The following is a 12,806-nucleotide window of genomic DNA, read 5'->3' on the forward strand; positions in this document are numbered from 1 at the left end:
AAAAAAAAAAAAATGGAATCCAAATAAAATTCAAGAAAATGACAAAAAACTATCTTCAAAACTTTGGCGCCAAATTCGGATAATCTGTAATAATCCCATCTACCCCCATTTCCAGCAATGCCTTCATTTGCTCTGTTGTATTGACAGTCCAAGGGATTACTTTCATGCCTTTTGCTTGCAGAGATTGGACAATCGTAGCCGTCAAGCCTGTAAAATAGGGAGAGTAAATCTCCGGTTGAAAGCCTAATTCATTCAAATAGGCCTCATAATTCCCCGCATTGGTAATCAACATGGCCAAAGGAACTTGAGGGTAAGTCGCCCGGATGTACTTCAAAACCCGAAAATCAAAGGATTGGATATTGACTCTATCCCAGCCCACATGCTGTTCAATCAGCTGAACCACCTTGTCCGAAAACTCTGGCACTGCAGGATGATAAACGCCATCACCCTCCGGTGACGATTTTATTTCAATGTTGTAAAAAGGTTGCGGAAGCCCATTGTCATGGACATATTTTTCAATTACCACAAACAAATCTTCCAACTTAGGTTTGGTAGCAAAGAACTTCACCTGCTCCGGAAATCCTGCATGAAACTTGGACCCACAATCGTATGCCAAAATCTCCTGATACGTCAGTTGGTAAATATTATGAGACTTATTTTCCATAGGGATTTCATTTCCCTTAGGGTCTAAGCAAATCACTGGATTCATGTAAGGCTCGTGGGAAAGAATTACAAATCCATCTTTGGTAATGGCTAAATCTAGTTCCAAGGTGGTAGAACCCAAATCCAAGGCTTTGATCATAGCGGGTATCGTGTTTTCTGGCATGATGCCACGGCTGCCCCGATGCCCTTGAAGATCGTAAGAAAATTGTGCCTGCACTTGTGTTACCAATAAAACTGAAAAGAAGTAGATGCTGAGTTGCTTAATCATGACCGTTTAAATTTCCCGCAAAATAGACTTTCCTTTCCTCATAGTAGTTAGGAAATTGTTAACTTTTAGTGACCTGCATAACGGGAACTGTAAAACATATTGCGAAAATGATTGCTTGTTCCCTGATGGTGCATTGCCGTATTGGAGTCTAAGGTCGGACTTTGTCTCAAAAGTGGAACTGAACTGACATTACCATCATCTCTCAGCACATCTTCTTTGAGTTGTTCACCATATTCAAAATACTCTCTATCCACCACTTTTCCCTCAGCATTGTAGGTTAGCCATTCTCCATGTGCATTTCCTTCCAAGTAGCCTCCAAGTTTTTTTAAATTGCTGCTTTCTCCTTCAAAATACAACCAAACACCATGAGGAATCCCTTTTACAAATCCACCTTTTTGGATAACTCTACCTTCAGCATCATAAAAAATACGCTCCCCATCTCCATTCGCTAAGGTTCCTGCATCTTTTACTTGGCTGCTGGTGTCCTTAAAGTTACTCACCGACAAAAGTTTTCCTTCATCGTACACTTCTTCCTGAAAAACATGCCCTTGACGGTTGACTACTTTCCAAGTGCCTGATTTGACATCTTCCAAATAAAATCCTGTGCGTAGTAATTCATCATCAAGGCCTGTCTCTTCTGTCCAAGTTCCGAGCTTTTTACCCAAACTGTAAGTACCTCCAGCCAGAAGCTTGCCATCGATGGTATAATATTCCCATTTCCCATCGGGCATACCGAAGGAAAAACTTTCCTGAGAAGCTAGCTGCCCATTGTCAAAATACGTTTGCCAAACACCAACTTTCTCATTTTTATCAAAAGTTCCTTGTTCTTGTAGTTGCCCATTGCGGAAAAATGATTGATAGGCACCCTGCTTTGCGTCCTGTATAAAAGCAATGGTTTCTCTGAGCTCTCCATTTTCATGAAACCATTTCCAATCTCCTACTCTCAAGCCATTGTAGTAAAATTCTAAAGACTCCTGTACACCATTGGCAAAAAACCGGTGCCATTCCTGATGGGGCTTATCCTGACGAAAAAATCCTTTCACTTGTTGACTCCCATCCTCATAAAATGCTTCATAATCACCATCTAGCTTACCTGAAACTAAATTGACTCTGAATTTAATTGCCCCAGATGGATAAAACTCCTCAAACTCACCGTTCAAAATCCCATGTCTGTAATGAATAACCTGATGCGGTTGATTCATATTGAAATGTTTTTTCAATTGCTTATCTGAAACACGTTGATTGGAGGATTGCGAAACATAGGGCACTGCAGATGGTTTTTGGGGCTTTCGGCTGAAAATCTTCCATTCTCCATGTCGACGACCATTGATCAACACTCCTTGCCCTACATACGCAGTTGAACCATTGTAAACAGTAACAATTTCTTGTTCTTGGGCTGATAGCTCAGGCATCCCATAGAAGCAAAGCAGTAAAACAGCGAATAAAATTTTAACGGAGGCCATATTCATGATATTTTAAACGAGTCTATACAAATATAGGTTTAAAAAAACCCAGAGAAGCAATTTTTCTCTGGGTTATTCTTTGGTTGAATTCAACATCCTTTCGACCGATTGTTGAGAATCGTTGAGAAATCTCCTAAAATTATTTCACATCCGCATACAAGTCAAACTCTGTTGCATCCGTCACTGTAGCCTCCACAAAATCTCCAATACGGCAATAATGCTTACTTGCATCAATCAAGACTTCATTGTCTACCTCCACGGAATCATACTCTGTTCTCCCTACGAAATAGCCATTCTCCTTCTTATCAATCAATACCTTGAACGTTTTTCCGATTTTTTCCTGATTCAACTCATAGCTGATTTGCTCTTGGATTTCCATCAGATGGTTGGCGCGCTCTTGTTTCACCTCTTCTGGTGTGCTGTCTTCCATGGTATGCGCATGTGTATTTTCTTCATGCGAATAGGTAAATACGCCCAAACGCTCAAACTTCATACGCTCCACAAAATCCACCATCTCTTCAAATTCTTTCTCTCCTTCTCCAGGGTGACCCGTGATAAGTGTTGTCCTGATAGCTATTTCAGGAATCAAATCTCGGATGCTGTGAATCAGTTCTTCTTGTTTTTCCCTAGTAGTACCTCTTCTCATGGCTTTCAGTACATCTGTAGAACCATGTTGCAACGGAATATCCAAGTAATTACAGATATTGGATCGCTCCTTCATCACCTCAATTACATCCATTGGGAAGCCTGTGGGAAAAGCATAATGCAGACGAACCCACTCAATCCCATTCACATCAGACAGGGCTCGCATCAAATCCGCCAACCTTCTTTTTTTATACAAATCCAAACCGTAGTAGGTGGAATCTTGGGCAATCAATAACAACTCTTTGGTACCATTCGCTGCTTTATGCTCAGCCTCTTTGACCAAATCTTCAATAGAGCGTGATACATGCCCGCCTCTCATCAAAGGAATGGCACAAAATGAACAAGGACGGTCACAACCTTCCGAAATCTTCATGTAAGCATAATGTGCATTGTGTGTCAACAAACGCTCGCCTACGAGTTCATGCTTATAGTCTGCCTTAAATTTTTTCAATAAAGCCGGTAAATCCCGGGTACCAAAATAGGCGTCAACTTGCGGGATTTCTTTTTCCAAATCATCCTTGTAGCGTTGGGAAAGACAACCTGTCACATATACTTTGTCGACAATTCCTCTTTCTTTGGCATCTACATATTGTAAGATGGTGTCAATGGATTCCTGCTTGGCATTATCGATAAAGCCACAGGTATTGATAATGATGATATTATTGTCCGTGCTATTGGACTCATGATTAGCATCAATGCCGTTGCCTTTGAGTTGGGTCAACAAAACCTCTGAATCCACAAGATTCTTGGAGCAACCCATGGTAATGATGTTTACCTTATCTTTTTTGAGCGTTCTTGCTTTCACTACTTTCCTACTTTGGCGCAAAGGTAGCTATTTCATAGAGATTTATACTAGGGAGAAGAGGGAAAAGGCGCTGCATCTAACTCTTCTGCTGGAAAGAAACATTACCGGATTATTACCAAAGCAGAATGAACTGGCCTTAACCTTAAAATATCCTTAATGATTTGGTTGCTTTCAAGCAATGCTGCCGCAGTACTTTTGGGAACGTACAGCAAACGAACATTTTTAGAAAACCTTGCAGATTTTTAGGCGTCGATGGGAATCGACGCTTTGCTGTTTTATAGGGGTTTGTATTTTGCTTAGGATGAAATCTTTTTAAAAGCTGTGGGAGTCATGCCTGTCACCTTTTTAAACTGTGAGGACAAGTGTTGCACAGAGCTATAACCCAATTTCCAGGCCATCTCACTTAACTGATACTCTCCATAAAAAAGCCATTCTTTGACCTTATTGATTTTGAGTTGGATAAAATAGCGTTCAATGGTCTGTCCTTCCATGCTACTGAAAAAATTACTCAGCTTACTGTAATCCTCCGATTGATGGTGTTGAATAGCCTCCATCAAATTGAATCCTTCGGGGATAGCTCCTTCTTGAACTAAGGAAGTCAAAAAGTTTTTCACCTGTTCAATGGTCACGGCATCTTTGTTTTTAAGGACTTCAAAACCTATGGCTTGCAAGCGCTTTTCCAAATCGATGGCTTCTTCTGCTGTCAGGCTTTTTCTCAAGACTAAACTGCCTAAGGTAACTTCTTGAACTGCTAGCTGCATATCCTGCGCAATATCCTCAACTGCCATCACACAGCGTGGACAAACCATATTTTTTATCTTGACTTGCTCCATGTACAGCTATCTTCTTAAATTCTTCAACTCCTCCTCAGATTCAATAATGACTTCATTGTATTGCAAGGTCCATCCGAGAGATTTGGTAAGAATAAAAATATTGACCAGTTCTGCCATCAAGCGTTCATGACTATTGTCCAACAAATTGGATTGGTTTACTTTCTCCCGAATGCGGGTATTTACTGTGTTTTTGATCTTATTGTAATCAGCCGCTCCAAATTTATTGAAGTAATCCTGGCTGACGTCGTAATATTCGATATCAGGATAGATGTTGACTACTGGCTCGGGGATACTTTTGATAATCACGATTCGATTGTCCATATCCAATTCCGTTTGCAATTTCCTCAAATCATACTCCACAGTAACTTTTGCATTGGCAACCACCAAGGCTTTTTTATCTGATTTCAGCATATTGAGGAATAAGTTTTGGGAGTTTTTGAAAGTAAACACCTGAGAAAAATAACCCTCCGTAACAATGAGTTTCCCTACCTGTTCTATTTGCTGTTGTATCAAGGCAGAGCTTTCCTGAATCTGTTCTTTACTTTCTTTTTTATCGAGTAGCAGCCATAACATGACAAACAAGACTGCTGCCAAGCCAAAACCGAAAATAAATCGTTTCATTCGTAGTTTGTTGTAAGTTCAATTTGGTAAACCAATGCCAGTTGTGCGGAATGTTGTCTTCTCCATTCATTTATACCAAAGGATACTGAAAGATACGGCAAAAAACCTTTGCTGGATATAAATCAACCAATTTGCTTCAGCAGCTGACGACAGATGAAGGATTTATAAATGCTTTTTTTGAAAATCCCAGAAACTGGAAAACCCTATTTGTTTTTAAATTTTGTAAGCTTACCAAATATTTTTAAATTTAGACAACCATCAACGAAACAATTTCTATGCGAAACTTACTTTTCATCCTCACGCTTATTCTTGGAAGTCTTGTGGCATGCACTTCATCTATCAAAGACAAGCAAACAGACTCTTTCCGAGCATATCTTGACTTTTCAGATCGAGCAGATCAATTTGAGGGAGGTATACGGATGATTCCTATTCAGACACCCTCCGGGGAATTCAACGTATGGACCAAGCGTGTAGGAAATAATCCGAAAATGAAAGTACTCTTACTGCATGGTGGGCCTGGTATGACACATGAATTGTATTCTTGCTTCGATGGTTTTTTCCCTGCGGAAGGAATTGAGTACATCTATTACGATCAGCTCGGATCCTATTACTCTGATCAACCCGAAGATCAATCCTTGTGGACGATTGAGCGATTTGTCGATGAAGTGGAGCAGGTACGGATAGCCTTGGATATGGATGCAGACAACTTTTATCTATTTGGACAATCCTGGGGAGGGATCTTAGCTATGGAATATGCTCTGAAGCATCAGGACAAGCTTAAAGGTTTGGTAATTTCCAATATGATGGCAAGTTTAGATGCGTATGAGAAGTATGCCAAGGAAGTATTAGGCCCTCAAATGCCTGCTGAGGTATTCGCTGAAATCATGGAAATTGAGGAAAAAGAAGATTTTGATAACCCGCGCTATGAGGAATTACTTTTGGAGCATCATTACCAATACCATGTATTGCGCATGCCCTTAGCTGAATGGCCTGAAGCTGTGATGCGATCGCTCAAACACGTGAATCCAAATGTATATGTGTTTATGCAAGGGCATTCTGAGTTTGGGATTACCGCAGGTGCAAGCCTAAAGGGTTGGGACAGAAGGGAAGATTTAAAGAGCATCTCAGTACCAACACTTGTCATTGGCGCAGGCCATGACACCATGGATCCAGCCCATATGGAATGGATGGCAGGAGAGGTTCAAAAAGGACGATATCTGTTTTGCCCTGACGGTAGCCATCTCAGTCAGTATGATGATCAGCAAGTGTTTTTCAAAGGCTTAATCAAGTTCATTAAAGATGTGGATCAAGGTCGTATTTAAGGACAATCAAGAACTCGCACAAAAGTTATTTTTATTTCATTCAACAGCTATTTGAAGCACTTAAGCAACCTATTATTGACTTTCTTTCGATTATAACACTTCATTTGGATCGGCCAAGATATATCCGGATATCCTTGGAAGAGATAGTGCATGAAAAAATCTGTAGTGTGCGAAATTATTCATTCAAATGACATGATAGCAGTAAATAAGCAATCAAAGCAAGCTTTGATGTATTATTGATGTAGTATTTTTTTTGGCTTGATGAACATTTGTAGTACGGTCCAACACAATCACCCAGAATTATTTAAGGTACTTTTAACAATCGCAAATTGCGATTTGACAATAATTTATACCAAAATAATCATTCATAGTGCCTATGAAAAATTTTACCCTTTTTCTCACAACTTTTTTAATGACCTTACTAAGCATACATGCTTGGTCGTTAGAAATACCACCGAAAGCTCTGGAACGAACGAGCTTGGAAGAGCAGCCAAATCTTGTAATCAATGGCGACTTTTCAAACGAATTAACTTCCTGGACTTCATTTATTGCTGATTTTGCAGGTGTCAGTGCCTCCGTAGCAGTAAGCAATGGAGAAGCAGCAATTACCAACATCGCCGGAGCTGGTGGTGAGGTATGGTTTGTACAGCTTAATCAAGAATTAACACCCACACAAATTGGGGCGCTTGAAGTAGGTCAAACCTACAAAGTGAGTTTCCAAGCACGTTCAACTACAGCTGGTAGACAATTGCGAATGTATTTTGGTGAAAATGGAGGTGGATTTCAATCCATCAATGTCACCGATGTTACCCTAGGGACTGAAATGCAGACTTTTGAAGCAACATTTACGGTGGGAGCAACTTTTGAAGCAATGAAACTTGGTTTCGAAATGGGCTTGAGTAATGACCCTGTTTTTATTGACAACGTGTCATTAGTGAAAACGGAAGCTAGTGATGAGCCTACAGAACCAGAGACAGGAGGTGGATTATCCCTACCAGTTACATTTGATGATGAAGATATTGATTATGTATTAGCGGACTTTGGTGGTGCTGTTTCTGAAATAGTTACAGACCCAACAGATCCAATAAATAACGTCGTCCAAACGATCAAATCTGCTGATGCCGCCGACTTCGCTGGCACGACGGTAGGTGGACCTGCTGGCTTTTCCAGTCCGATTCCATTTGCTCCTGGAGCAACAACCATGAGTGTGCGGGTATGGTCTCCAGTATCTGGGATTCCAGTACGTTTAAAAGTTGAAGATTCTAGAGATAACACAATCAGTGTAGAAACAGAAGCGAGAGTTACCCAAGCAGAAACTTGGCAGACATTGGTATTTGATTTTTCCAATGAGGCTTTTGGCACTGCTGCAATCAATTTTGCAAACTCCTACAATATGGCTTCCATCTTCTTTGATTTTGGAACATCAGGGGAGTCAGTTGGTGCTGCAAGAACTTATTTTTGGGATGATATGGAATTCGGTGGAGAAGTTGGAGAAGACAGTGGCTTGATCTTACTACCTATCACATTTGAAAATGATATTGACTGGTCTGCGATCATCGAAAATTTTGCTGGAGGTGAATTAACTGTCATTGACAATCCAGATACAGAAGGAAATGAAAGTGCGCGTGTTGGCCGCATGGTTAAAAATGCAGGCGAGGTATTTGGAGGTTCAGTTATCCGTCTTGATCAAACAATCGACTTAAGTCGAGGTACTGAGTTCAGAGCTTCTGTATGGGCTCCTAGAGCAGGTTCTCGTATGCTTTTGAAGTTCGAAAATCCATTAAACCCTGCTCAGGAGTTTGAGCAAAATGTAGAAATTCCTGTAGCCAATGAGTGGGTGGATATCAGTTTCGATATGTCTGGAGCTAATCGAGCATTTACCTTTAGAAATATTGTATTGATATTTGATTTGGGCACTGTCGGAGATGGTTCTGAGAACTTCACTTGGTTTGTAGATAACATCAGACAGGTGGAAGAGGAAGTTGTTGCGCCCGCAGATCGTCCTACATTACCGTTGACCTTTGAGGAGGACATCAATTGGGAAGCTGTAATTACAAATTTCGATGGAGGAGTACTAACAGTCATTGATAATCCTGACACAAATGGAAACAGTAGCGCCAAAGTAGCAAGAATGGTTAAAAATCCAGGACAACCTTGGGGTGGTGCATTTATAGACCTAGCTGGGCCAATCGATCTGTCACAAGGGACTGAGTTCACTGCACAGGTATGGGCTCCAAGGGAAAATACGACTATGCTATTTAAGTTTGAAAATAGTGCTGATCCAGGTCAAAATTTTGAACAAAATGTCACTATACCTGCATCTAATGAATGGACAGATGTGAGCATCAACATGAGCGGAGCCAATAGAGCATTCCCTTATGATCGGATTGTTTTCATATTTGATTTGGGAACTGTTGGCGACGGTTCAGGTAACTTCACTTGGTTCTTGGATAATGTAGCTCAAGTACAAGGTGAAGGACCTGGAGTTGGAGTACTTACATTACCTGTCACATTCGAAGATGAGGACATTGACTACGAATTAACTGACTTTGAAGGAACTTCATCTGAGATAGTTGTTGATCCTACAAATCCGGCAAATAGAGTGGCACAGACGACGAAAAGTGAGACTGCCGCGCTTTTTGCAGGCACTACTATCGGAGGAACTGCTGGATTTGCTAGCCCTATTCCATTCGCAGCAGGTGCGACATTTATGAATGTCAGAGTATGGTCTCCTGTTGCCGGTATTCAAGTTCGCCTTAAAGTAGAAGCTTCTAATGATCCTACCATCAGCGTTGAGACAGAAGCCACGGTAACCGAAGCTTCTGGCTGGCAGACGATAACTTTTAACTTTGCAAATCAAGCAGCTGGTACAGAAGCTATCAACTTTGCAAGAAGTTATAATAAGGCAACAATCTTCTTTGATTTTGGCAGATCAGGTGCAGACGTTGGGGAAGCAAGAACCTATTTCTGGGATGACCTAGCTTTTGGTCAAGGTCAAGATCAGGAAGAGCCACAGGAGCCAGGTGAGCAAACAAATCTTGTCATCAACGGAGACTTCGCTGATGGATTAAATTCGTGGACTCCATTCATCGCTGATTTTGCTGGAGTAAGTGCTAACGTAGCAGTAACTAATGGTGAAGCTGCTATTACAGGCATCACTGGAGCTGGAGGCGAAATATGGCATGTTCAACTCAATCAAATTTTCACACCTGAACAAATTGCTTTGCTCGAGATCGGAGAAACATACAACGTGAGTTTCCAAGCGCGATCAACCGTTGAAAACAGACAATTGCGCATGTACTTCGGTGAAGATGGTGGCGGATTCAGATCTATAGAAGTTACCGATGTTACCTTGGGGACTGAAATGCAAACCTTCGAAGTTACTTTTGAGGTAGGAGCTATTTATGATGCTATGAAGCTTGGTTTTGAAATGGGCTTGAGTAATGACCCTGTATTCATCGGCAATGTGTCTATGGTGAAAGAAGAGGGCGAAACCACTGAGCCAGAAACACCAACTAGTCTTGTCATCAACGGTGACTTCGCTGATGGATTAAATTCGTGGACTCCATTCATCGCTGATTTTGCTGGAGTAAGTGCTAATGTAGCAGTAACCAATGGTGAAGCTGCTATTACAGACATCACTGGAGCTGGAGGTGAAATATGGCATGTTCAACTCAATCAAATTTTCACACCTGAACAAATTGCTTTGCTCGAGGTCGGGGAAACATACAACGTGAGTTTCCAAGCACGATCAACCGTTGAAAACAGACAATTGCGCATGTACTTCGGTGAAGATGGTGGCGGATTCAGATCTATAGAAGTTACTGATGTTACCTTAGGCACTGAAATGCAGACATTCGAAGTTTCATTCGAGGTAGGAGCTACTTATGATGCCATGAAGCTTGGTTTCGAAATGGGCTTGAGCAATGACCCTGTCTTTATTGATAATGTGTCGATGGTGAAGGAAGTATTCGAACTTCGAGGTCAGACCATTACGTTCGTTGACATCCCTGCACAATTGGCAGGTGCAGATCCAATTGAATTGGAAGCAACAGCGAGTTCAGGTTTAGCTGTAAGCTTTACCGCTGAATCAGAGAATATCAGCATTGAAGGTAATATGGTAACACTCCTTGCTCCTGGTAGAGCAACCATCGTAGCTACTCAAGAGGGCAATAATGAGTTCCGTCCTGCGCCTCCAGTTACTAGAACTTTCTGTATCAACCCATTGAGACCAACGATCACCTTGAGTGGTGAGGGAACTGGAAATACAGTCTTAACATCCAATGCAAGTACTGGAAATCAATGGTTCAGAAATGGAATAGCTATTGAAGGAGCAACTGGACAAACCTTTACGGTTACTAACCAAGGCTCATACACAGTATCTGTACGAGTGGATGACTGCGTGAGCGAAGCATCAGAAGCAATCAACTTGATTGTCAATAGCAACAGAATACAGAGACCACGTGAGATTTCCGTATTCCCTAACCCAGTAGAAACCTACTTGCAGATTAGAGGAATAAGTGAAAGCGTAAGTTCTGTAGAAATGGTTGATATGACCGGTAGAGTAAACAACATTGTATTTGAGCAATCCAATGATGGAATCAGAGCAAATGTTGCAAATTTAGCACCTGGTATGTATGTAGTGAGAATTCAAGAAGGGAATAGAAGCTACGCTGTTAAAGTATTGAAAAAATAATAAACCTTTAAGCTCCTCCTGCCAACAAGTTTGGAGGAGCTTCTTTTAACCTTTTAAAGTGAATATCATGAACAATTCTCAACATATTTCTAAACTCGGTAGTAGACTGAAGCATTTGATGCTAGTTATGATCCTACCCCTTTTATTCGTCGCTTGTGGGGACGATGATCCTGTACCCCAGGAGCCTGCACCTCAAGACCGGGTGTCTTCTCTATTGACTAGTTCACCTTGGACCTTGACTGGCGTTACTGTAGACGGATTAAACCGTACAAGTGCCTATGCAGGCTTAACAATTACCTTTACTGGAAATACGTTTACCACTACAAACGGTCGGGGCATTTGGCCTGCATCCGGTGGATGGACTTTCACCAATGAAACTGCGACAGCCTTTACTAGAAACGATGGTATAGTGGTTAATATTCAAACAATCAATGCGAACCTTATGCGATTGAGTATGGATGTAGATGAAAACTCTTTTGTCACAGGAAGAACAAGTTCACTCGCAGGTACACATGTGATGGTTTTTGAAAGATAAAACCATTTGAAATGATTTTTATTAAAAGCTGTTTTAGTTTTATAGCTAGGACAGCTTTTTTATTATGTTCAAACTTTCTATCTAATTCAATAAATTCTTTATTTTTTTTATATTAAATATTCTCAAACGAATTTTGAATCAAAATACTAATAATTGATTTTTCAGTTAAACCTGCCAGGCTATAAATACTTATTAACGACCAAACCAATAGACCATAGGCTTAAAAATTCAAGGTTCTTTAAAAAGTGAGAAACTTGTAACGAGTTCAGGAAATGTCCGCAACGGCTGACCGCCAAGACCACAAAATAGGCTGTCCACAGATTTTGTAGATTAGCACAGAATAATTGGTTTGAAGGAAATAGCCTTATCTACCCCCCACTTTATCCCCGGAAATCATAGAATAATTTAATTCGTATGAACATTTGTAAAGTTGATTGAGTGATAGGTTGATTTAGAGGAAGGGTGAAAGGGAGACAACTTCTTCATCATTCATAATTAGGCGTTCATCATTGGACATTTTCTAATCTCAGTATCCTGAAGCTATGGGTGTCTCGCAAATACGCTAAGCCGCGGAAAGTTTTACGTTACGAGCGCAACGATAGATCGCAACGACCGCAAAATAAGTTCTATGGAACAATCTCCTTTTCATTTACGCCCCTTTATATCGCCTTTAGGCTTATATCCACTTATATCGCGCAAGCATATTTCACTATCTATCCCCAACAATCTCTCGGTGTAGCATAAAAACACAAAAGCCAGCATTTCTGCTGGCTTTTTAATAATGTGGCGGCGATCCCGATACTCGGGACAGGCTCTCCTCTCCCGGGTGTAACCCTTTTCGTATTGGATGAAAAACACAAAAGCCAGCATTTCTGCTGGCTTTTTAATAATGTGGCGGCGACCTACTCTCCCGGGTGTAACCCCAGTACCATCGGCGCTGCAGGGCTTAACTTCT

General features: G+C 41.0%; 9 protein-coding genes. 3 read left to right on the top strand and 6 right to left on the bottom strand.

What is annotated here, in order from left to right:
* Positions 1-55: 55 nt before the first annotated feature.
* From IE080_RS18930 to IE080_RS18950, 5 genes are all read right to left on the bottom strand, one after another.
* The gene (locus IE080_RS18930) at positions 56-931 is read right to left on the bottom strand and encodes a glycerophosphodiester phosphodiesterase (protein ID WP_189586614.1); all 876 of its coding nucleotides are present in this window, start codon (positions 929-931) and stop codon (positions 56-58) included.
* A gap of 65 nt (positions 932-996) precedes the next feature.
* Complete coding sequence (locus IE080_RS18935) at positions 997-2,394, bottom strand: toxin-antitoxin system YwqK family antitoxin (protein ID WP_189586616.1); 1,398 nt, start codon at positions 2,392-2,394, stop codon at positions 997-999.
* Positions 2,395-2,533: 139 nt separating this feature from the next.
* Positions 2,534-3,844, bottom strand: a complete 1,311-nt coding sequence (gene rimO / locus IE080_RS18940) for a 30S ribosomal protein S12 methylthiotransferase RimO (RefSeq protein WP_189586619.1) — start codon at positions 3,842-3,844, stop codon at positions 2,534-2,536.
* A 296-nt stretch (positions 3,845-4,140) separates the two neighbouring features.
* Positions 4,141-4,677 carry a helix-turn-helix domain-containing protein gene (locus IE080_RS18945; RefSeq protein ID WP_189586622.1) on the bottom strand — a complete coding sequence of 179 codons (537 nt, stop codon included), beginning with the start codon at positions 4,675-4,677 and terminating at the stop codon, positions 4,141-4,143.
* 6 nt (positions 4,678-4,683) lie between these two features.
* Complete coding sequence (locus IE080_RS18950; RefSeq protein WP_189586625.1) at positions 4,684-5,298, bottom strand: DUF4230 domain-containing protein; 615 nt, start codon at positions 5,296-5,298, stop codon at positions 4,684-4,686.
* A 275-nt stretch (positions 5,299-5,573) separates the two neighbouring features.
* Here IE080_RS18950 and IE080_RS18955 point away from each other — a divergent pair, with 275 nt between their 5' ends.
* The 3 genes from IE080_RS18955 to IE080_RS18965 all read left to right on the top strand — a co-directional run bounded on the left by IE080_RS18955 (position 5,574) and on the right by IE080_RS18965 (position 11,851).
* Entirely contained in the window at positions 5,574-6,620 is a 1,047-nt protein-coding gene (locus IE080_RS18955; protein WP_189586628.1) for a proline iminopeptidase-family hydrolase, read from the top strand.
* A gap of 376 nt (positions 6,621-6,996) precedes the next feature.
* Positions 6,997-11,316, top strand: a complete 4,320-nt coding sequence (locus tag IE080_RS18960) for a carbohydrate binding domain-containing protein (RefSeq protein ID WP_189586631.1) — start codon at positions 6,997-6,999, stop codon at positions 11,314-11,316.
* A 67-nt stretch (positions 11,317-11,383) separates the two neighbouring features.
* On the top strand, positions 11,384-11,851 hold the full coding sequence (locus tag IE080_RS18965) for a hypothetical protein (protein ID WP_189586634.1): 468 nt from the start codon (positions 11,384-11,386) through the stop codon (positions 11,849-11,851).
* Between the two features lie 645 nt (positions 11,852-12,496).
* Here the strand turns inward: IE080_RS18965 and IE080_RS19605 are convergent.
* A partial coding sequence (locus tag IE080_RS19605) for a hypothetical protein (protein WP_229800744.1) occupies positions 12,497-12,806 on the bottom strand: 310 nt, incomplete at its 5' end.

The organism is Mongoliitalea lutea (assembly GCF_014652135.1).
GTDB lineage: Bacteria > Bacteroidota > Bacteroidia > Cytophagales > Cyclobacteriaceae > Mongoliitalea > Mongoliitalea lutea.

Bases quoted from the DNA above. Each gene is read 5' to 3' on its own strand.
- IE080_RS18930 (WP_189586614.1), bottom strand. From the start codon at position 931: ATGATTAAGCAACTCAGCATCTACTTCTTTTCAGTTTTATTGGTAACA.
- IE080_RS18935 (WP_189586616.1), bottom strand. From the start codon at position 2,394: ATGGCCTCCGTTAAAATTTTATTCGCTGTTTTACTGCTTTGCTTCTAT.
- IE080_RS18945 (WP_189586622.1), bottom strand. From the start codon at position 4,677: ATGGAGCAAGTCAAGATAAAAAATATGGTTTGTCCACGCTGTGTGATG.
- IE080_RS18950 (WP_189586625.1), bottom strand. From the start codon at position 5,298: ATGAAACGATTTATTTTCGGTTTTGGCTTGGCAGCAGTCTTGTTTGTC.
- IE080_RS18955 (WP_189586628.1), top strand. From the start codon at position 5,574: ATGCGAAACTTACTTTTCATCCTCACGCTTATTCTTGGAAGTCTTGTG.
- IE080_RS18960 (WP_189586631.1), top strand. From the start codon at position 6,997: ATGAAAAATTTTACCCTTTTTCTCACAACTTTTTTAATGACCTTACTA.
- IE080_RS18965 (WP_189586634.1), top strand. From the start codon at position 11,384: ATGAACAATTCTCAACATATTTCTAAACTCGGTAGTAGACTGAAGCAT.